The sequence below is a fragment of the Nonomuraea guangzhouensis genome (assembly GCF_019396345.1).
GTDB lineage: Bacteria > Actinomycetota > Actinomycetes > Streptosporangiales > Streptosporangiaceae > Nonomuraea > Nonomuraea guangzhouensis.
This window is the reverse complement of the sequence record NZ_JAHKRM010000006.1, coordinates 319863-340021: the sequence shown is the minus strand read 5'-3', so window position 1 is coordinate 340021 and position 20159 is coordinate 319863. Positions and strand designations below refer to the sequence as shown.

The 20159-nt window shown below is 71.7% G+C and carries 18 protein-coding genes; 10 read left to right on the top strand and 8 right to left on the bottom strand.

The genetic code is table 11. The features are described 5' to 3' along the window. The first annotated feature begins 43 nt into the window (after positions 1 to 43). The 3 genes from KME78_RS14555 to KME78_RS14545 are packed head-to-tail and all read left to right on the top strand — an operon-like array spanning position 44 to position 3536. Complete coding sequence (locus KME78_RS14555) at positions 44 to 361, top strand: ArsR/SmtB family transcription factor (protein WP_219529385.1); 318 nt, start codon at positions 44 to 46, stop codon at positions 359 to 361. After that, the gene (hrpB, locus tag KME78_RS14550) at positions 348 to 2792 is read left to right on the top strand and encodes an ATP-dependent helicase HrpB (RefSeq protein ID WP_219529384.1); all 2445 of its coding nucleotides are present in this window, start codon (positions 348 to 350) and stop codon (positions 2790 to 2792) included. The genes KME78_RS14555 and hrpB overlap by 14 nt, the downstream gene beginning before the upstream one ends. Before the next feature lie 39 nt (positions 2793 to 2831). Continuing rightward, positions 2832 to 3536 (top strand): hypothetical protein, encoded by a 705-nt coding sequence (locus tag KME78_RS14545; RefSeq protein ID WP_219529383.1) that lies wholly within the window; start codon positions 2832 to 2834, stop codon positions 3534 to 3536. 76 nt (positions 3537 to 3612) lie between these two features. On the opposite strand, the gene KME78_RS14540 is transcribed toward KME78_RS14545, so the two are convergent. Continuing rightward, positions 3613 to 4788, bottom strand: a complete 1176-nt coding sequence (locus KME78_RS14540) for a threonine synthase (RefSeq protein ID WP_219529382.1) — start codon at positions 4786 to 4788, stop codon at positions 3613 to 3615. A 58-nt stretch (positions 4789 to 4846) separates the two neighbouring features. Here KME78_RS14540 and KME78_RS14535 point away from each other — a divergent pair, with 58 nt between their 5' ends. Genes KME78_RS14535 through KME78_RS14525 form a run of 3 tightly spaced genes read left to right on the top strand, consistent with a single transcriptional unit; the run spans position 4847 to position 7293 of the window. Continuing rightward, positions 4847 to 5677: an SPFH domain-containing protein gene (locus KME78_RS14535; protein ID WP_219529381.1), complete on the top strand. Its 831-nt coding sequence runs from the start codon at positions 4847 to 4849 to the stop codon at positions 5675 to 5677. Next, positions 5670 to 5831 (top strand): type II toxin-antitoxin system antitoxin, encoded by a 162-nt coding sequence (locus KME78_RS14530; protein ID WP_219529380.1) that lies wholly within the window; start codon positions 5670 to 5672, stop codon positions 5829 to 5831. The genes KME78_RS14535 and KME78_RS14530 overlap by 8 nt, the downstream gene beginning before the upstream one ends. A gap of 19 nt (positions 5832 to 5850) precedes the next feature. Further along, positions 5851 to 7293, top strand: coding sequence for an amidase (locus tag KME78_RS14525; protein WP_219529379.1), 1443 nt, complete (start codon positions 5851 to 5853; stop codon positions 7291 to 7293). Between the two features lie 13 nt (positions 7294 to 7306). On the opposite strand, the gene KME78_RS14520 is transcribed toward KME78_RS14525, so the two are convergent. Then, positions 7307 to 8269, bottom strand: coding sequence for a LysR family transcriptional regulator (locus tag KME78_RS14520; protein WP_219529378.1), 963 nt, complete (start codon positions 8267 to 8269; stop codon positions 7307 to 7309). Between the two features lie 70 nt (positions 8270 to 8339). On the opposite strand from KME78_RS14520, the gene KME78_RS14515 reads away from it, so the two are divergent. Continuing rightward, on the top strand, positions 8340 to 9656 hold the full coding sequence (locus tag KME78_RS14515) for an FAD-binding oxidoreductase (RefSeq protein ID WP_219529377.1): 1317 nt from the start codon (positions 8340 to 8342) through the stop codon (positions 9654 to 9656). Positions 9657 to 9659: 3 nt separating this feature from the next. Here KME78_RS14515 and KME78_RS14510 read toward each other — a convergent pair whose 3' ends face one another. The 4 genes from KME78_RS14510 to deoC are packed head-to-tail and all read right to left on the bottom strand — an operon-like array spanning position 9660 to position 13047. Next, positions 9660 to 10505 carry an aldehyde dehydrogenase family protein gene (locus tag KME78_RS14510; RefSeq protein WP_219529376.1) on the bottom strand — a complete coding sequence of 282 codons (846 nt, stop codon included), beginning with the start codon at positions 10503 to 10505 and terminating at the stop codon, positions 9660 to 9662. Continuing rightward, positions 10498 to 10692, bottom strand: coding sequence for a hypothetical protein (locus tag KME78_RS14505; protein WP_219529375.1), 195 nt, complete (start codon positions 10690 to 10692; stop codon positions 10498 to 10500). Before KME78_RS14505 ends, KME78_RS14510 begins: the two co-directional genes overlap by 8 nt. Next, complete coding sequence (locus KME78_RS14500) at positions 10685 to 12118, bottom strand: aldehyde dehydrogenase family protein (protein ID WP_219529374.1); 1434 nt, start codon at positions 12116 to 12118, stop codon at positions 10685 to 10687. The genes KME78_RS14505 and KME78_RS14500 overlap by 8 nt, the downstream gene beginning before the upstream one ends. Further along, positions 12118 to 13047 carry a deoxyribose-phosphate aldolase gene (deoC, locus tag KME78_RS14495; RefSeq protein WP_219529373.1) on the bottom strand — a complete coding sequence of 310 codons (930 nt, stop codon included), beginning with the start codon at positions 13045 to 13047 and terminating at the stop codon, positions 12118 to 12120. Before deoC ends, KME78_RS14500 begins: the two co-directional genes overlap by 1 nt. Before the next feature lie 189 nt (positions 13048 to 13236). Here deoC and KME78_RS14490 point away from each other — a divergent pair, with 189 nt between their 5' ends. Together KME78_RS14490 and KME78_RS66135 are read left to right on the top strand one after the other, a co-directional pair. After that, complete coding sequence (locus KME78_RS14490; RefSeq protein WP_214640428.1) at positions 13237 to 13383, top strand: hypothetical protein; 147 nt, start codon at positions 13237 to 13239, stop codon at positions 13381 to 13383. A 101-nt stretch (positions 13384 to 13484) separates the two neighbouring features. Further along, positions 13485 to 16340 carry an ATP-binding protein gene (locus KME78_RS66135; RefSeq protein ID WP_281428723.1) on the top strand — a complete coding sequence of 952 codons (2856 nt, stop codon included), beginning with the start codon at positions 13485 to 13487 and terminating at the stop codon, positions 16338 to 16340. On the opposite strand, the gene KME78_RS67935 is transcribed toward KME78_RS66135, so the two are convergent. Then, entirely contained in the window at positions 16337 to 18598 is a 2262-nt protein-coding gene (locus tag KME78_RS67935; protein WP_417629450.1) for an ATP-binding cassette domain-containing protein, read from the bottom strand. The genes KME78_RS66135 and KME78_RS67935 overlap by 4 nt on opposite strands. A gap of 73 nt (positions 18599 to 18671) precedes the next feature. Here KME78_RS67935 and KME78_RS14475 point away from each other — a divergent pair, with 73 nt between their 5' ends. Next, positions 18672 to 19448: a TetR/AcrR family transcriptional regulator gene (locus tag KME78_RS14475; protein ID WP_219529370.1), complete on the top strand. Its 777-nt coding sequence runs from the start codon at positions 18672 to 18674 to the stop codon at positions 19446 to 19448. On the opposite strand, the gene KME78_RS14470 is transcribed toward KME78_RS14475, so the two are convergent. Continuing rightward, positions 19449 to 20015 carry a TMEM165/GDT1 family protein gene (locus KME78_RS14470; RefSeq protein ID WP_219529369.1) on the bottom strand — a complete coding sequence of 189 codons (567 nt, stop codon included), beginning with the start codon at positions 20013 to 20015 and terminating at the stop codon, positions 19449 to 19451. It lies immediately after the preceding gene. Between the last annotated feature and the right edge of the window lie 144 nt (positions 20016 to 20159).

Below are 20159 nucleotides of genomic sequence, written 5' to 3'. Positions count from 1 at the left end.
GTTGGATTGTTGTCAAACAATAAGACGGAGGTAAGGTCTGACCATGCGCCTGCTTCCACATCCGGCCACCGAGGACATCCAACTCACCGAGGTGTTGCGCGCGCTGTCCGATCCCGTACGCATGGAGATCGTCATCCGGCTCGCCCTGCGCGGAGAGATGACGTGCACCAGCGCGGGCGACGACCTAGGCGTCCACAAGTCGACCGCCTCGCACCACTACCGGGCGCTGCGCGAGGCCGGGGTGATCATGTCGAAGCAGGAGGGGCGGCTGAAGTACATCAGCCTGCGGCGCACCGACCTTGACGCCCGCTTCCCCGGCCTGCTCGACTCGATCCTGTCGGCGGCCCATGTCCCGGTCTGACGGGCTGCCCATCCGGCAGGTCCTGCCCGAGCTGCTCGGGGTGCTCGATCGTGTCGGCTCGGCAGTCCTGACCTCCCCGCCCGGCACGGGCAAGACCACCGTCGTGCCGCTCGCGCTGACGGAGGCCGGGCTACGCGTGCTGGTGGCGGAGCCGCGACGACTGGCCGTACGAGCCGCCGCCAAGCGGATGGGCGTCAGCTACACCATCCGCGGCGAACGGCACACCGGCGCGAACCCCATGGTGGAGGTCGTCACCACCGGCGTACTCCTCCAGCGGCTCCAGCGCGACCAGGAGCTGCCCGGCGTGGACGTGGTGATGCTCGACGAATGCCACGAACGCCACCTCGACGCCGACACCGCCCTGGCCTTCCTGCTCGACGTACGGGACACGCTCCGCCCCGACCTACGCGTCCTGGCCGCCTCGGCCACCCCGGACGCCGCCCCATGGTCCCGCCTCCTCGGCGACGCCCCGATCGTGCGTGCCTCGGGCGCGACCCACCCCGTGGAGATCGTGTGGACCCCGCCGGCACGCCCGACCGCCCCGCCACACGGCCTCCGTGTCGACCCCGCCCTGCTCTCTCACGTCGCCCAGGTCGTACGGCAGGCGCTGGCGGAACGGGACGGCGACATCCTGTGCTTCCTTCCCGGCACGGGCGAGATCGCGAAAGTGGCGGCGATGCTCGGTGACGTCGAGGTGCTTCAGGTACACGGCCAGGCACCGGCCCGGGTCCAGGACGCCGTGCTGTCGCCCGGGTCGGCCCGCCGGGTGGTGCTGGCCACGTCGGTGGCGGAGTCGAGCCTGACCGTGCCAGGGGTGCGCGTGGTGGTGGACTCCGGCCTGGCCAGGGAACCGCGCACCGACCACGCCCGGGGGCTCGGCTCGCTGACCACCGTACGAGTGTCGAAGGCCTCGGCCAACCAACGCGCCGGACGGGCGGGACGGGAGGCCCCCGGCACGGTGTACCGCTGCTGGACAGCCGCGGAACACGAGCGCCTCGCCGACCATGCCCGGCCGGAGATCGCGCTGGCGGACCTCACGGGGTTCGCCCTCCAGGCCGCCTGCTGGGGCACCCCGGACGCCTCCGGCCTCGCCCTCCTGGACCCGCCCCCACCCGCCGCGATGACCGCCGCCACCCGCACCCTCCACACCCTGGGCGCTCTAGAACCAGCCCTCAACACCCCCATGCCCTCGTACGCGATGGACGACGAGACCGATCGGGTGACGTGGCGGGTGACCGAGCGGGGTCGGCGGATGGCGCTCGTCGGCGTACACCCGCGCCTGGCCAGAGCGCTCCTCGACCTCGGACCGCGCGCCGCCGAGGTGGTGGCGCTCCTGTCCGACCAGCTCCCCCGCGAGGCGGGTGACGACCTCGTGGAGATCTGGCGCTCGGCCCGCCACGGCCGCGACGGCTTCACCGCCCGCTGGCGCCAGGAGGTCCGCCGCCTCACCAGAAGCACCCCACAGGCTCGAGCAGCCGAGCGGGACATGACCGACGACGCGACAGCCGGGCTGGCGGTCGCGTTGGCGTTCCCCGAGCGGGTGGCGCGGCGGCGTGGCGGCGGCTACCTGATGGCGTCCGGCACCCAGGCCCAACTGGCCGAGGGGTCGCGGCTCGGCGAGGCGAAGTGGCTGGCCGTGGCGGTGGCGGACCGTCCCACCGGGTCGGCGTCGGCCCGGATCCGCCAGGCCGTGGTGATCGACGAGGAGACCGCCCGTCAGGCACTCCCGGTCACCACCGAGGAGGAGATCGCGTGGCGGACCCCGCCGGGCGAGCGCCGCGGCGACGTGTCCGCCCGCGCGATCGAGCGGCTCGGCGCGATCGAGCTCTCCTCCGCCCCGCTCAAGAACGCCGACGTACGCGCGGCCATCCTGTACGGCCTGCGCACCGAAGACGTGCTGACCTGGACCAAGGAGGCCACCGCGCTCAGGGACCGCCTCGCGTTCTGCCATCGCGAGCTCGGCGACCCATGGCCCCCGATGGACGACCTGACCGCCCTGGCCGACCGCTGGCTGGAGCCGGAACTCTCCCGCGCCCGCCGCCGCGCCGACCTGGAGCGCATCGACGTGGCCACCGCCCTGAAGCGGCTGATCCCGTGGAACCGCCGGCTGGACGAGGTGGCGCCCGAGCGCATCGCGGTGCCGAGCGGCTCCCGCGTCCGCGTGGACTATTCGGGCGGGCAGCCGGTGCTGGCGGTCAAGCTGCAGGAGCTGTTCGGCTGGACGGAGACGCCGAGGATCGCCGGCGTGCCGCTGCTCGTACACCTGCTCTCCCCCGCCGGCCGCCCGGTGGCGGTCACCGCGGACCTTGCGTCGTTCTGGCGCGACGGCTACCGTGCGGTCCGCGCGGAGCTACGCGGACGCTACCCCAGACACCCTTGGCCGGAGGACCCGCTGACCGCGCTCCCCACCCGCCGCACGAACCCGAGATGACCCGCACGGCCGGGCGAGCCGGGTGAGATGGAGCGCGACATGACCGATGACCTGCTGCTTGAGGCGGCGCGCAACAACGCCGAGTGGTGTGACGCGGTATGCCGCTCGCACGGATCACCCGGCACATTCGGCGCACTGAGCTGGACCAATCCCGGCGTCGCCCCGCCCTACTATCCCGACGCCATCTCCCTCTCCCCGGACGCGACGTGGGCCGACCTGCTGGACGGGGTCGAGGGCAAGGAAAGTGCCTCCGTAAAGGACAGCTTCGCCGCGATCCGGCCGCCCGGCTGGGAGCTGCTGTTCGAGGCCGAGTGGATCCACCGCCCCGCCCCGGCGAAGACCGGCGAGGCCATCGCCACCGCGGCGACCGGTGACGTCATCGACTGGGAGGCGGTCCGCGACCCCGGCACGCTCCGTGACTGGGAGCGCGCCTGCTTCCCCGGGCAGGACATCGACCTGTTCCGGCCGTCGTTGCTGCGCGAAGGCGAGGTCGCCGTGCTGGCGGGCCGGATCGGCGGCGACATCGTGTGCGGGGCCGCGCTCAACGCGAGCGGCGGTGTCGTGGGGGTGTCGAACGTGTTCGCCTCCGGCTGCGACCTGGACGCCGCCTGGTCGGGCGCGGTGGCGCTGGCGGCCGAGCTGTTCCCCGGCCGCCCCCTGGTCGGCTACGAGACCGACCCGGCCCCCGCCGCCCGGCACGGCTTCACCCCGATCGGCCCACTCCGCGTGTGGTTGAAGGCATGATCCCGCACGCGCCGACCCGGCCCGGCGACGCCCCGGCGGATCGCGGAGCACGCCACCGGCAGCACCACGCCCGACCTCACAGCACGTCGTCCACCGTCGGGTTCGTCAGCACCTCGACCGACTCCATCCCCACCCCCATCCCCTTGAACCCGCTGGACGTGGCGATGCAGACCACCGGCCCGTCGAAGTCCCGCCCCAGCTTGCGATAGGCCGCCAGCCCCGCGGCCCCCGACACCTCCTGCCACAGCCCCTGAGCCGCGAGCGTCCGCTGCGCCGCCCGCATCTCGTCGTCGGTGACCAGCAGCGCCTCGCCGCCGCTGTCACGCACCGCCCGTACGCCCCGATGCCCGCCCACCGAGCAGCCGATGCTGTACGCCTCGGTGTGCTGGAGCGGGACGATAGCGGCCGGCGCGCCCGTGTCGACAGCCCGGGCGATGGGACCGCCCGCGATGGCCTCGCAGGAGAACATGCGCGGCGTCGTGCCCGCCAGCCCCAGCCGGCGCAGCTCGGTGAATCCCTTCCACACGCCATAGAGCAGCTCCGCGTAGCCCGTCGGCGCGAACACCGCCGCGGGCACCCCGCCGAGCTGCAGGAACAGCTCGTACGCGATCGTCTTGTAGCCTTCGGGCCCGAACGGGTGCCCGGTGTGGGTGACGGTCAGGTTGCTGACCGGGTGGTAGCCGAGCCGGTCCACGATCTCGCGCATCAGCGGCCAGCGCGCCTCGACGGGCACGGCCAGCACCTTGGCCCCGTACGCCCGGACGAACGAGTGGACGGCGGGCGGCGCGTCGGCCGAGGCGAGCACGATCGCGGGCAGACCGGCGCGGGCGGCGTACGCGGCGGCCGAGGCGCCGTGGTTGCCCGACGAGGCCACCACCACGCCCGGCGCCCCCGCACCCAGTGCCGCGCTGACCGTGATCCGGTTGAGCCGGTCCTTGTGCGACCAGGTGGGGTTGCGGGACTCGTCCTTGACGTACACGCCTTCCAGCGGGATCAGCGGCGTGCCGCCCTCGCCCAGCGTGGGCGCGTGCAGCGGCGGCAGCAGCGGCGACCAGCGCGCGAGGTCGGGGCCCGGCTCCTGCTCGAACAGGGACGCGCTGACCCGGGCGTAGTCGTAGTCGACCTCGACCGGATAGGCCAATGACGCGGTGCTCGTCTTGGGGCAGCCGCGGGTCAGCGGCGGCCACAGCGGATACGTGATCGAGGGATCGCCCAGAGAGCGCTGGCCGGTGGCCAGAGATGGTCCGTTCACGCGGCCCAAGCGTAGACGCGCTATCATCGTGATATCACTTCGATAGCAAGGAGTCGGGATGGAACGACGTGCTTTCCGCTTGAACGGTTTCCTGGTCATGCTCGTCCTGCTGGTGCTCGCCGCCGTGTCGGCCGTGGTCTCGGTGGAAGTCATGGGTATTGGGTGGATCGTCCTCTTCGTGCTGACTGCCAGCGGGTTCATCGTGGTCAACCCGAACGAGGCGAAGGTGGTGCAGTTCTTAGGCCGCTACATCGGCACGGTCGAGGACGCGGGCTTCCAGTGGGTGCTGCCGTTCAGCACCAGGACCACGGTCACGCTCAGGGTCCGCAACTTCGAGACGGCCAGGCTCAAGGTCAACGACGCCGACGGCAACCCGGTCGAGATCGCCGCGGTGGTCGTCTACAAGGTGACCGACGCGGCCAAGGCCAAGTTCTCGGTGGACGACTACGAGAACTACGTCGCGATCCAGTCGGAGGCCGCGGTGCGCCACCTGGCCACCACGCACCCCTACGACTCGCACGACCCCGGCCGCACCAGTCTGCGCGACGGCACGGAGGTGGCCACCGAGCTCACCGCCGAGCTGCGCGACCGCACCGAGCTGGCCGGGATCGAGGTGCTGGAGGCGCGCATCACGCACCTCGCCTACGCCCCCGAGATCGCCCAGGCCATGCTGGTCCGCCAGCAGGCCGGGCAGGTCGTCGCCGCGCGCGCCCGGATCGTCGAGGGCGCTGTGGGCATGGTTCAGCTCGCGCTCGATAGGCTGGCCGCCGAGCAGGTGGTCGAGCTGGACGAGGAGCGCAAGGCGCAGATGGTCTCCAACCTCCTGGTCGTCCTCTGCGGCGACCGGGCGATCCAGCCGGTGGTGAACACCGGCAGCCTGTATGCCTGAGCGTAAGAAGCTCCTGCTGCGCCTCGACCCGGCCGTCTACGACGCGCTCGCCAAGTGGGCGGCCGACGATCTCCGCAGCGTCAACGCGCAGATCGAGTTCGCGTTGCGGCTCGCGCTGAAGCAGGCGAGCCGGGAGCCTCGCAAGGAAGAGTGAAAACCCGCACACTTTAGGCATGTTGTGGGCAGGCAGGTCCGCCATCGAGATCGCGGCAGCCGTACGTCAAGGCGAGGTGACGGCCGCGGCCGTCGTCGAGGAGCATCTGCACGCGATCGCCGAGCGCGATCCGGGAGTCGGGGCGTTCCGCCGGGTCAGGGAGCGGGCCGTGGACGAGGCGCGGGCCCTGCAGCAGCGCCGCGACCTCGCGGAGCTGCCGCTCGCCGGCGTGCCCGTGGCGGTGAAGGACAATCTGGAGGTCGCGGGCGAGGCCACGCGCGGCGGATCCGCCGCGACGGCGGACACGCCCGCGCCCAAGGACCACGAGACGGTCGGCCGGCTGCGCGCGGCCGGCGCGGTGGTCGTCGGCCTGACGAACCTGCCCGAGCTGGGCCTGGTCGCCTTCGGTGACAGCGCCTACGGCATCGTACGCAACCCCTGGAACCTCGCCCGTACGGCCGGCGGCTCGTCATCGGGCAGCGCCGCGGCGGTGGCGGCCGGGATGGTGCCGGTGGCGCTGGGCAACGACGGGATGGGCTCGCTGCGCATCCCTGGCGCGTGCTGCGGGGTGTTCGCCATCAAGCCGGGCACGGGCCTCGTACCTCCGCCGGCGGACGACTGGGGCGGCCTCACCGAGAACGGCCCGCTGGCCAGGAACGTGCCGGACCTGGCGCTGACGCTCTCCATCCTGGCCGCCGACCCGGGCCTGGCCGAGGCGTGGCGCGGCGGCACGCGGGTGGAGCCCCGGCCGTCCCTGCTCCGCTCGGTCTGGGCCGACGACGACGAGGTGTGGGCCGCCCAGCCGCCTCCCCACAGCCCGGAGCCCTTCGACCTGCGGGTGGCGTACGCCCCTCAGCCGCTGCCGGTCGGCCTGCCGATGGACCGGGAGTTCCAGGCAGCGGTGCGCGCGGCGGCCGAGACGCTGCGGATCGCCGGGCACACGGTCGTCGAGCACGACCGCCGCCTGCCGGCCACACTGGGCCCCGCCACGATCGCCACCTGGCTGACCCGCGCCTCGCGCGCGGCCGCCGACCTCGACCGGAGCCGCCTGGAACGCCGCACCCGCGTGCTCGCCCGCGCGGGCCGGGTGCTGCACACGCTCAGGCTGGACGGCGAGCGGCGCCGGGCCCGCTGGCACGGCTACGGTGCCGACCAGTGGTTCGGCGACGCCGACGTGCTGATCACGCCGACGCTGGCCGCGATCCCGCCGAAGGCCGACCGCTGGGGCGATCGCGGCTTCCCGCGCAACCTGCTGGCCAACATCAGGTACGCGCCCGCCACGGGCGCCTGGAACATGTGCGGCTGGCCCGCGATCACCGTCCCCATCGCCACGCACTCCAGCGGCCTGCCGATCGGCGTCCAGCTCATCGCCCCACCCGGCGGCGAACCACACCTGCTCGGCCTGGCCGCCCAGCTGTCGGCCGCCCACCCACCGGTCCGCCCACGGGGCTACTCGAACTGACGGTGCCGGGCGCTCACCCGAAGTCGGGCAGTCGGCGGCGAGCGTGGGCGATGAACGCCCGCGCCGCGGGGCCCGACGACCCCGTGGACCGCCAGACCAGCGCCATCTGACCGCGCAGGCCCGGCTCGGCGATCTCCAGTACGTGCAGCTCCTCCTGTGCGGCGGCGACCGCGGACTCGGGCAGCACGGCCACGCCGAGTCCCTTGGCGGCGAGCTGCCCCAGCACGTACGGCTCGCTGGCCTCGAAGGCGACGTGTGCCGTGAACCCTGCGGCGGCGCACGCCTCGTCGAGAGCGGCCCGCAGGCCGGTGCCGCGCGGCAGGCAGATCAGCGCCCGATCCGCCAGCTCCCGCAGCGTGATGGTGGGCGTCCCCGCCGAGTCGTGAGCGACCCCGACGGCGGGTGTCCCCGCCGAGGCGTCAGCGAGCCCGCCGGCGGGCTTCCCCGCCAGGTCGTGAGTGAGCCCGACAGCCGCCACCAGCGCCTGGTCGATCACCACCTGCGCGTCGAGCCCCGCCGGCACGCTCGATCCGATGCCGAGCAGCCCGAGGTCCATCCGTCCCGCCCGCAGCGCCTCGATCAGGCTCTCGGGGTCGGTCTCCCGGAGCGAGATCTCCACGGCCGGATGCCGCTCGTGGAAGTCGGCCAGCAGCCCGGGCAGGTCGAGCACGGAGGGCGCGGAGACGGCGCCCATCACGACGTGCCCACGCAGCAGCCCGGTCATCTCGTCGACGACCAGCCGGGTGGCGGCGACCGCCGCGAGCGCGGCCCGCGCGTAGGGCAGCACGGCCTCCCCGACCTCGGTGAGGCGCACCTGGCGCGCGGAGCGGTCGAACAGCGGCTGGCCCAGCTCCCGCTCCAGCTGCCGGATCTGCGCGCTCACCCCGGGCTGGGCCACATGGAGCCGGGCCGCGGCCCGGGTAAAGCCGGACTCCTCGGTCACGGCCACGAAGTATTCAAGCTGCCGAAGCTCCATAAGCAAACATGCTAGCAGGAAGACAATCCATCTCTTTGACTTCTGGATGAGAGGAAAACAGGCTGGACCCATGGACATGGTGAAGGGCCCGGTGTTCCGTCCGGGTGATGAGGGATATGACGGCGAACGCTCCGGTTTCCAGGCGCTCGCCCACCACCGGCCGGACGTGATCGTCGGCGTGACGGACGCCGCCGACGTGCGCGCGGCCGTGGCCCACGCGGCGGCGCACGGGCTGCCCGTGGCCGTGCAGGCCACCGGGCACGGCATGCCGATCGCGGCCGAGGGCGGCCTGCTCATCAGCACGCGCAGGATGACCGGCGTGCGGATCGACCCCGAGACGGCGACGGCTCGGATCGAGGCCGGGGTGCGCTGGGAACTGGTCATCGAGGAGGCGGCCCGCCACGGGCTGGCCCCGCTGTCCGGCTCGGCCCCGTCCGTCGGCGCCGTGTCGTACACGCTCGGCGGCGGGCTGGGGCTCATGGCGCGCCGCTACGGGTACGCCGTCGACCAGGTACGCGCCGTCGAAGTGGTCACCGCCGACGGCGAGCTCAGGGAGGTGACGGCCGCGACGGAGCCGGACCTGTTCTGGGCGCTGCTCGGCGGGCGGGGCAACTTCGGGGTGGTCACGGCGCTGGAGATCGGGCTGGTTCCGGTGACCACCCTGTACGGCGGCGGGCTGTTCTTCGATCTCGCCACCGGCGCGGTGCAGCGCTGGGCCGAGTGGACACAGGGGCTGCCCGAGGAGATGACCTCGTCCGTCGCGGTGATCCCGTTCCCCGACGCCCCGCAAGTGCCCGAGGTGTTCCGCGGACGCCGCGTCGCCCACGTGCGGATCGCGTACACGGGCGGCCCGCGGGAGGGCGAGCGCCTGCTGGAGCCGCTGCGCGCGATCGGCCCCCGGCTCGTGGACTCGGTGAAGGAGCTGCCCTACACCGAGTCGGGCAGCATCCACAACGACCCGGCCGAGCCGATGGCCTACTACGCCACCCACTCGCTGCTGCGCGAGCTCCCCCCACAGGCTGTGGACGCACTGCTGGAGACCGAGCAGGCGATCCTGGAGATCAGGCACCTGGGTGGCGCGCTGGCCAAGCCGGGCCTCGGGCCGGTGGTCAACCGCGACGCCGAATATCAGGTCGGCGTCCTGTCCCGGCTCGCACCGGGCGGCGACCCCGGCGAGGCGCGCCCGCTCCACCAGCAGGTGCGCGAGGCGCTGTCGCCGTGGGCCACCGGAGGCCGCAGCCTGAACTTCCTGTACGGCGAGAACACCGCGCCCGACCAGGTGCGCCTGGCCTACGACCCGGACGACTACCGGCGGCTCGCGGCGCTGAAGGCCGTGTGGGATGCCGGCAACCTGTTCCGGCTCAACGCCAACATCCCACCGGCCTGACGGTCAGACTCCCAGCGGGTGCCAGACCGTCTTGGTCTCCAGGAACCGCGTCATTCGGGTGAGAACCGGCGCCGCCCGCCAGTCCTCGTCCGACGGGCGCAGGACCCGCTTGAGGTTCTCCGCCGCCGCCTGCTCGCAGCTCAGGGCCAGATCGGCGTCGGACACGCCGGTCAGGTCCAGGCCGTTGACGTCCATGTGGGCCGCCAGCCAGGGCGCGAGCTCCCGCTGGTGACCCGTGAGGACGTTGACGACGCCGCCCGGCAGGTCCGAGGTGGCCAGCACCTCCGCCAGCGTGATCGACGGCAGCGGCGCCTTCTCGGAGGCGATCACCACGCAGGTGTTGCCCGTGACGATCACCGGCGCGACCACCGAGATCAGCCCCACCAGCGGGTCCTCGGGCGCGACGACCGCGACGACCCCCGAGGGCTCCGGCGAGGAGAGGTTGAAGTACGGGCCGGCGACCGGGTTGGCCGTGCCGTGCACGGAGGCGATCTTGTCGGACCAGCCCGCGTACCAGACCAGCCGGTCGACCGCGGCGTCCACGGCCTCCAGCGCCGCCTTCTTGCCGCCGCCCAGCTCGTCGGCGAACTGCGCGCGGCGGCCCTCCAGCATCTCGGCGATCCGGTAGAGGATCTGGCCCCGGTTGTAGGCCGTGGCGCCCGACCAGCCGGGGAACGCCTTGCGTGCCGCCACCACGGCGTCACGCGCGTCCTTGCGCGAGGCCCGCGACGCGTTGGCGAGGAAGTCGCCCTTGGGCGAGGTCACGGCGTAGGACCTCCCGCTCTCGGAGCGCGGGAACGCCCCGCCGATGTACAGCTTGTAGGTCTTGCGAACGGCCAACCTACTCATCGCCGCGCCCCCTCCACATGGTCTCCTCCGACAGCTGGACCGGCGCGAAGACCTGACCGCACCGGCTCACGCCGCACCGGTGGGCGTACCAGCCGGTGCGTACGGGCCGGCCCGCGCGGGCGAAGGCGTGGCCCCGGGTGGCCTGCTTCCGCCGTTTACCCCGGCGGGAACGGCGGTGCTCACACATCAAGGTAGGCCTCCAACCCGAGGAGGCCGCCTTCGCGGCCGTACCCGGACTCCTTGTAGCCGCCGAACGGCGCGGTCGGGTCGAACCGGTTGAACGTGTTGGCCCAGACCACGCCGGCCCTGAGCTTGTCGGCCATCCACAGGATGCGCGACCCCTTCTCCGTCCACACCCCCGCCGACAGCCCGTACGGCGTGTTGTTCGCCTTCTCCACGGCCTCGGCCGGGGTGCGGAACGTCAGCACCGACAGCACCGGCCCGAAGATCTCCTCACGGGCGATCCGGTGCGACTGCGCCACCCCGGTGAACAGCGTCGGCGGGAACCAGAAACCCCGCTCCGGCAGCTCGCAGGCGGGCGACCAGCGTTCGGCGCCCTCCTGCTCGCCGGCCTCACTCAGCGAGCGGATCCTCGCGAGCTGCTCGGCCGAGTTGATCGCGCCGATGTCGGTGTTCTTGTCCAGCGGGTCGCCCAGGCGCAGCGTGCCGAGGCGCCGCTTGAGCGCCGACAGCAGCTCGTCCTGGATCGACTCCTGCACCAGCAGCCGGGACCCCGCGCAGCACACGTGGCCCTGGTTGAAGAAGATCCCGTTGACGATCCCCTCGACGGCCTGGTCCAGCGCGGCGTCGTCGAACACGATGTTCGCCGCCTTGCCGCCCAGCTCCAGCGTCAGCTTCTTGCCGGTGCCCGCCACCGTCCTGGCGATGATCCGGCCCACCTCGGTGGAGCCGGTGAAGGCCACCTTGTTCACGTCGGGGTGGGCGACCACGGCGGCGCCGGTCTCGCCCGCGCCGGTGACGATGTTGACCACACCGGGCGGCAGGTCGGCCTGCTGGCAGATCTCCGCGAACAGCAGCGCCGTCAACGGCGTCGTCTCGGCCGGCTTCAACACCACCGTGTTGCCGCAGGCCAGCGCCGGCGCGATCTTCCAGGCCAGCATGAGCAGCGGGAAGTTCCACGGGATGACCTGCCCGGCGACGCCGAGCGGCCGGGGATCGGCGCCGAACCCGGCGTACTCCAGCTTGTCGGCCCAGCCGGCGTAGTAGAAGAAGTGCGCGGCGACCAGCGGCAGGTCCACGTCGCGCGACTCACGGATGGGCTTGCCGTTGTCCAGCGTCTCCAGCACCGCCAGCTCGCGGGCCCGCTCCTGGATGATCCGGGCGATCCGGAACAGGTACTTGGCCCGCTCCGAGCCCGGCATCGCGCTCCAGACCCCGAACGCCTTGCGCGCGGACTGGACGGCCCGGTCGACGTCGTCGGAGGAGGCCGTGGCGACCTCCGCCAGCTTCTCCTCCGTCGCCGGGTTGACCGTCTTGAACGACGGCCCGCCGCCGTCGACGAACTCGCCGTTGATGAACAGCCCGTACGACGGCTTCACCTCGACGACGTCGCGCGACTCGGGCGCCGGTGCGTACTCGAACATCGCCATCATCAGTCCAGGGTGAAGTAGTCGGGGCCCGCGTAACGGCCGGTGGCCAGCTTCTGACGCTGCATCAGCAGGTCGTTCAACAGCGACGACGCGCCCAGCCGGAACCAGTCGGGCGACAGCCAGTCCTCGCCCGCCGTCTCGTTGACCAGCACCAGATTCTTGATCGCGTCCTTGGTGGTGCGGATCCCGCCCGCCGGCTTCACGCCCACCTGCCGGCCCGTCTCCTCCCGGAAGTCACGCACCGCCTCCAGCATGATCAGCGTCACCGGAAGCGTCGCCGCCGGTGCCACCTTCCCGGTGGAGGTCTTGATGAAGTCGGCGCCCGCCAGCATGGCCAGCCAGGAGGCCCGCCGCACGTTGTCGTAGGTGGACAGCTCACCCGTCTCCAGGATCACCTTCAGGTGCGCGGCGCCACACGCCGCCTTCACCGCGACGATCTCCTCGTACACCTTGAGATAGTCACCCGACAGGAACGCGCCCCGATCGATCACCATGTCGATCTCGTCGGCGCCCGCCTCGACCGCCAGCGCGGTGTCGGACACCTTGACCTCCAGCGAGGAACGCCCGCTCGGGAACGCGGTCGCCACCGAGGCGACCTTCACCCCCGAACCGCGCAGCGACCCGGCGGCCACGGCCACCAGGTCGGGATAGACGCAGACGGCCGCCACCCGGGGCGCTCCCTCGCCGGGATGCATCGCCTTGGTGCACATCGCACGGACCTTGCCGTGCGTGTCCGCGCCTTCAAGCGTGGTGAGGTCGACCATCGAGATGGCCAGGTCGATCGCCATGGCCTTGGCGCTGGTCTTGATGGAGCGGGTGCCGAGCATCGCCGCTCGCTGGTCCGCGCCCACCCGATCGACGCCGGGCAGGCCGTGCAGGAATGCTCGCAGCGTCGCGCCGGACGAGCCGACGTCGGCGAGCGAGGTAGTCACAGTTGACACCTCCACAGGATCGCCGACCGGACGGGCTACCTCCAAACCGGATCTATAAGGCGGTTCCCACGCATCTCCTAGGTACCTCACAGCCGGGAGATTCCCGGAGATAGGGCATCCGCCCGATGTGCCGGTGGGGGCCTTAGCCCGAACCTTAAGAGTGTCAGCAAGACACAAGAAGGAGTCACCGTGAGTCCCGAGATCGAATACCAGATCATGAAGAGCCACGTGAACGAGCTGCGCCAGGCGGCCGCCCGGCACCGTCAGGTACGCGAGGCTCAGGAGGGCAACAAGTCCGAGCGTCGCTCGGTCTTCGGCAAGCGCCGCTCCTCATGACCACCCCACAAGCGCCCGGCCGCAACCTCCCTCGCGGCCGGGCCACTATTCCTCCATAAATGCGTCGAAAGCGGCTGTTGGGGCATGACATGCTGGATGACATGCTGGGACGTTCGGTAAGTCCCGTCTTCGTGGGGCGGGAAGAGGAGCTCACAGTCCTCTCTCAAGCCTTCGACGAGGCCCGGAAGGGCGCCGCGACGGCCGTGCTGGTCGGCGGCGAGGCGGGAGTCGGCAAGACCCGGCTGGTGCAGCGCTTCACCGAGCAGGCGGCGCGCAACGGCGCCCATGTGCTGTACGGCGGGTGCGTCGAGCTCTCCACGGAGGGCTTGGCCTACGCGCCGTTCACGGCTGCCCTCAGACAGCTCGTCAGAGAGCAGGGCACCTCTCAGATCGCCGCGCTGCTGCCGGGCGGCGCCGAGCGCGACCTGGCGCGGCTGCTCCCCGAGTTCGGCGAGCCCAGCGGCGACGGCGAGACCGACACCGGCCGGGCCCGCCTGTTCGAGCAGTTCCTGACGCTCCTCGAACGGCTGGCGAGCCACCGGCCGACGATCCTGCTCATCGAGGACATCCACTGGGCCGACAGGTCCAGCCGCGACCTGATCGCCTTCCTCAGCCGCAACCTCAGCGCGGCCCAGATACTGATCGTCATGACCTACCGCTCCGACGACCTGCACCGGCAGCATCCGCTCCGGCCGGTCCTCGCCGAGCTGGGCCGGGTCAGCGGCGTGCTCAGGCTCGACCTGCCCCGCCTGTCGCAGGACGAGGTCGCCCTGCAGATGGCCGGCATCCTCGGCAGCGCCCCCGAATACCCCAAGGTGCAGAAGATCTACGAGCGCAGTGAGGGCATCCCGCTGTTCGTGGAGGCCCTGCTGGACTGCGGCGAGGACAGCACGTTCCCCGAGTCGATGCAGGACCTGATCCTCGGCTCGGTCGAGCGGCTGCCCGAGGAGACCCAGCGCGTGCTGCGCATCGCCGCCGCGGGCGGCATCAGGGTCGGCCACGCCCTGCTCGCCGCCGCCAGCGGCCTGTCCGACCTGGAGCTGGAGGCCGCACTGCGCCCGGCCATCGCCGGGAACGTGCTGCAGATCGCCGACAACCGCGCCTACGTCTTCCGCCACGCGCTGATCCGCGAGGCCGTGCACGAGGAGCTGCTGCCCGGCGAGCACCAGCGGCTGCACGCGCGCTACGCCGAGGAGATCTCTCGCGACCGCAAGCTCGTCCCGCCGGGCCGGGCCGCGGTGGAGCTGGCCCACCACTGGTACGGCGCCCGGAACGACCTGTGGGCGCTCATCTCCGCGTGGGAGGCCGCGCAGAAGTCGTTCTTCGCCTTCGCGTACACCGAGGCGATCCCGCTGCTCGAACGCGTGCTCATGCTGTGGGACCGGGTGCCGGACGCGGCCGAGCGCATCGGCGCGGACCACACAGCGGTGCTCGAACGGGCCAGCGAGGCCGCCCACGCGGGCGGCGAGCTCGACCGGGGCGTCAAGTTCGTCAAGGCGGCCCTGGCGGAGCTCGACGAGACCCAGGAGCCCGCGCGGGTCGCCACGCTGATCGTGCGCTGGGCCAACCTCAAGATCTACAAGGGCAAGGTGGGCGTCCTGGAGGACTTCCGCCACGCCCTGCGCCTGGTGCCCGAGCCGAACCTGGCCCGCGCCGAGATCGTCATGCCCATGGGCCAGCACCTGATGCTCCGCGGCGACGTCGAGGAAGGCACCCAGCTCATCGAGGAGGGTCTGCGCCTGGCCAGGGAGCTCGGCGACAAGTGCCTCGAAGGCGACCTGCTGCTGAACCTGGCCCTTGGCCACTCGATCGCCGGTGACACCGAGTCGACGCTGGCCACCAACCAGCGCGCCCTGGAGCTGGGCCGCGAGAAGGGCTCGGGGCGGCTGATCACGCGGGCGATCGGCAACAACATCGACGCGCTGAGCGATCTCGGCCGCTCGGAGGAGGCACTCGCGCTGTGCGACGAGGGCTGGGGGCTGGCCAAGCAGTACGGCCGGATGCGGCTCAACGGGCTGTTCATCCTCAACAACAGGGCCGAGACGCTGGAGGCCATCGGCCGGTGGGACGAGGCCATGGCGACCATCGAACAGGCGCTCAGCTTCGGCCCGGTGCTGCGTACCCGCCACCACCTGCTCCGCATACGCGCCGACATCGCGCTGGCCAGAGGCGAGCTCACGGTCGTCGAAGGCATCCTGTCGGAGCTCGGCGTGCTCAAGGAGCGGCCCGAGGTCTTCCTGCAGGACATCACCAACAACACCCGCCTGCGCATCGGCTGGCACCTGTTCAGGGGCGAGCCGCAGGCCGCGCTGGCCGCGACGGAACAGGTCCTGTCCCGGCCGTCCCAATCTCCCAAGGCCATGCTGGGCTGGCGGCTGCTGGCCCTGCTCAGCCTGGTCTGTGACGCCATGGAGGCCGCCGAGCCGGCCCGGGTCCGCGCGGTGCGCGAGACGGCCGCCGAGGTGGCGGCGAGCCTCAAGGTCAGCGGGCCGGTGGCGGAGGCGTACCGGCTGTCGTACTCGGGCGACTTCGACGCGGCGGCGACCGCCTGGGAGCGGCTCAAGCGCCCGCACAACCAGGCCAAGGCCCTCGTACGCGCGGCCACGGCCGCGGCGCGCTCCGGCGACCGGGAGGGCGCGGCGACCCGGCTCACCGTGGCCGCGCCCCTGGCCGCCGCGCTGGGGGCGAGGCCGCTGATGGACGAGATCGAGGCGCTCTCCCGGCGCGTCGGCGTCGTCCACCAGCAGGCGGCCAACCCCGAGCTGCTCACGCCGCGTGAGACGGAGGTGCTCCGGCTGGTGGCGCTCGGGCGTACCAACCGGGACATCGCCGCCGAGCTGTTCATCTCGGCCAAGACCGTCAGCGTGCACGTCTCCAACATCCTGGCCAAGCTGGGCGTGACCACCCGTGGTGAGGCCGCCGCGGCCGCGCATCGCCTCTCGCTGCTGGCCCGCTAGGACGTCAGGTCTCGTCTGAGGAACTCGGCGGTGTGGGAGCCGGTCGCCGCCAGCAGGTCGCGGGGGGTGCCCTCGAAGAGCACCCGGCCGCCCTGGCCGCCGCCCTCGGGGCCGAGATCGATGACCCAGTCGGCGTTCTTGACCACGTCCAGGTCGTGCTCGATGACGATGACCGAGTTCCCGGCGTCGACGAGCCGGTCCATGATGTCGAGCAGCCGTTTCACGTCTGACATGTGCAGGCCGGTGGTCGGCTCGTCCAGGACGTAGACGGTGCCGCTCTTGTGCAGCTCGGTGGCCAGTTTGAGGCGCTGGCACTCGCCGCCCGACAGCGTGCTGAGCGGCTGGCCGAGCGTGAGGTAGTCGAGCCCGACGTCGTTGACGGCCCGCAGCACCTTCCCGAGCTTCGGCTGCGGGAAGAACTCCAGGGCCTCGGCCGCCGTCATCTCCAGCACGTCGCTGATCGACTTCCCGTCGAGCTTGTGCTCCAGCACCTCTGGCCGGAAGCGCCGCCCCTGGCAGACCTCACAGGTCGACTTCAGCCCGTCCATGAACGCCAGGTCGGTGTAGACGATGCCGAGCCCCTGGCAGTCGGGGCAGGCGCCCTTGGAGTTGGCGCTGAACAGCGACGCGCTCACCGAAGCGGCCCGCGCGAACAGCCGCCGGATCTCGTCCAGCAGCCCGGTGTAGGTGGCGGGGTTGGAGCGGCGCGAGGCGCTGACGGCCGACTGGTCGATGACCACCGCCTCGGGGTGCCGGCTCAGGAACACGTCGTTGACCAGCGTGCTCTTGCCGGACCCTGCCACACCCGTCACGACGGTGAGCACGCCGGTGGGGATGTCGACGGTGACGTCCTTCAGGTTGTGGGTGCGCGCGCCGGCGATCGTCATCGCGCCCGTGGGCGCCCGGTAGACGGTCTTCAGGGGCAGCCGCCGCTTCATGTGCCGGCCGGTCAGGGTGCCCGCCTCGGGCAGCTCCGCCGGGGTGCCCTGGTACACCACCTGCCCGCCGTGCACCCCGGCTCCGGGGCCGATGTCCACGACGTGGTCGGCGATCCTGATCACCTCGGGGTCGTGCTCGACGACGACGACCGTGTTGCCCTTGTCACGCAGCTTGCGCAGCAGCGTGTTGAGCCGTTCGACGTCGCGGGCGTGCAGGCCGACGCTCGGCTCGTCGAAGACGTACATCATGTCCGTGAGGCTGCTGCTGAGGTGCCGCACCATCTTGACGCGCTGCGACTCGCCGCCCGAGAGTGTGGCGGTCTCGCGGTCGAGGCTGAGGTAGCCGAGGCCGATCGTGACGAGGTCGCGCACCCGGTCGAGCAGGCTCGCCACCACCGGAGCGCCCCGCGGGTCGGTGAACCCGGCGAGCACCTCGACGAGCTCGGTGGCCTCCATCGCGGCGAGCCGGGCGATGTTGAAGCCGTCGATCTCGCAGCCGAGCACCTCCTGGTTGAGCCGGGCGCCCGCGCACAGGGGGCAGGTGGCCGTCGTCACGTACTCCTGGAAGAGCCGGCGGTTGGCCTCGGACATCTCGGCGACGTCCTTCTTGATGTAGAGCCGGGTGAACCGCTCGACCACGCCCTCGTAGCTGGAGTTGACCGTGCCGCCCTGCCACTCCAGCGCCACCTTGGCCCGGGCGCCGTGCAGCAGCGTGGCCCATTCGCGCTCGTCGTAGTCGGCCAGCCTCTTGTCGTTGTCGAACAGGCCGGAGTTGGCGTAGATCTTCCAGTACCAGGTGCCGACGGCGAAGTGCGGGTGCAGCAGGGCCCCTTCGTTCAGCGACCGGGACCTGTCCAGGAAGACGTCGAGGTCGAGCGCGACCGTCCGGCCCAGGCCCTCGCACTCGGGGCACATGCCCTGCGGATCGTTGAACGAGAAGACGTTGGAGTAGCCGACGAACGGCTTGCCGACCCGCGAGAACAGCAGCCGCAGCAGCGAGTAGATGTCGCTGATCGTGCCGACGGTCGAACGCGAGCCGCCCCCGAGCCGCTTCTGGTCGACCACGATCGCGGCGGACAGGTTCTCGATCACGTCGACGTCCGGCTGACCGTACTTCGGCAGCCTGGTGCGGGCGAAGCTGGTGAAGGTCTCGTTGAGCTGACGCTGCGCCTCCGCGGCGAGGGTGTCGAACACGATGGACGACTTCCCGGACCCGGACACGCCGGTGAAGACGGTGATCTGCCGTTTGGGGATGCTCAGGGAGATGTCGCGGAGGTTGTTCTCCCGCGCGCCGATGATCTGGATACAGGACGCCTGCAACGCCACTCCTCGATCTCGATAAACTCCGTACGACGTACATAGTACAACGTACGGAGTTATGCACGGTGAGAAGATGGATTCCGTGCCGCCCACGACCGCCCGGACCAGTGCCGGAGATCCCGTACGCACCATGGAGCTGCTCTGGAGGCAGCCGGGAGCGCGGCCGGCGCAGCGCGGCCCACGTCAGGGCCGCACGGTCGACGAGGTCGTCGCGGCCGCGATCACCGTCGCCGACGAGGAGGGACTCGACGCCACGACGATGCGGCGGGTCGCCCAGGCGCTCGGCATCGGCGCCATGTCGCTCTACACGTACGTGCCGGGCAAGGCCGAGCTGCTCGACCTCATGCTCGACACGGTGTTCGGCCGGATGCCCCGCCCCGACCTGTCACAGCTGCCGTGGCGGGCGCGGCTGGAGGCGGTGGCGGGCGACAACCTCACGCTGTACGAACGGCATCCATGGGTGCTCGCCGTGTCCACGACGCGCCCGCCGCTCGGCCCGGGGGTGCTGGCCAAGTACGAGCACGAGCTGCGGGCCTTCGAGGGGCTCGGCCTGGACGACGTCGAGATGGACGACGCCCTGACCTACCTGCTCGGCTTCGTGCACGCCTCCGCCCGCTCGGCCGCCGACGCGCGGAGCTCCCAGGACGAGGCGATGACCGACGAGCAGTGGTGGGCGGCCAGTTCTCCGCTGCTCGCCCGCGTCTTCGACGCGGCCGCCTACCCGACGGCCAGCCGGGTCGGCGCGGCTGCCGGGGCCGTGCACCAAGCCCCCTACAGCGCCGGGCACGCCTATGATTTCGGGCTCCAGCGCGTCCTGGACGGGCTTCAGGTCCTCATCGAGCGGCGCTGATCAGAGGATCGCGTCCACCAGCAGGGCGACGCCGAAGATGGCGAACGCGGCGGCGGCGCCATACTTGATCGCCTTCTCCGGCAGGTGCTTGCCCAGCAGGCGGCCCACCACGATCGCGAGGGCGTCGGCGGCGACCATGCCCACCGTGGACCCGATCCAGGTGCCCAGCCAGCCGTGCTGCGTCGCCAGTGTGATCGTGGCCAGCATGGTCTTGTCGCCGAGCTCGCTCAGGAAGAACGCCACCGTCACCGCGACCACGGCGTTCCTGGTCGTACGCCGGGCCTTGCCCGACTCCTCCTCCGTCAGCTCGTCACCGCGCAGCGTCCACAGCGCGAAGCCGAGGAAGGCGAGGCCGGCCACGACGGAGATGGCGGTGGTGGGCAGCGAGTCGCCGATCAGCCCGCCCACCGCGACGCTGACGAGGTGCACGGCGGTCGTGGCGATCGTGATGCCGGCCAGCACCGGCCAGGTTCTGAAACGGGTGGCGAACGTCATCGCCATGAGCTGGCTCTTGTCACCCAGTTCGGCCACGAAAATGACGACGAGGCTGATCCAGAACGCTTCCAACGGTCCTCTTCCGCGCCACCGAGCCGGAAGCAGGCACCCCAGGGGATTTCGGGCACGACTTCGGCCCGGCAGCGTCTTGCTCCATAGCTACCAGGCCGAAGGTCTCGTCCGCCCGTTCAGGCCCGCGTGACCGGGCGCGCAAGC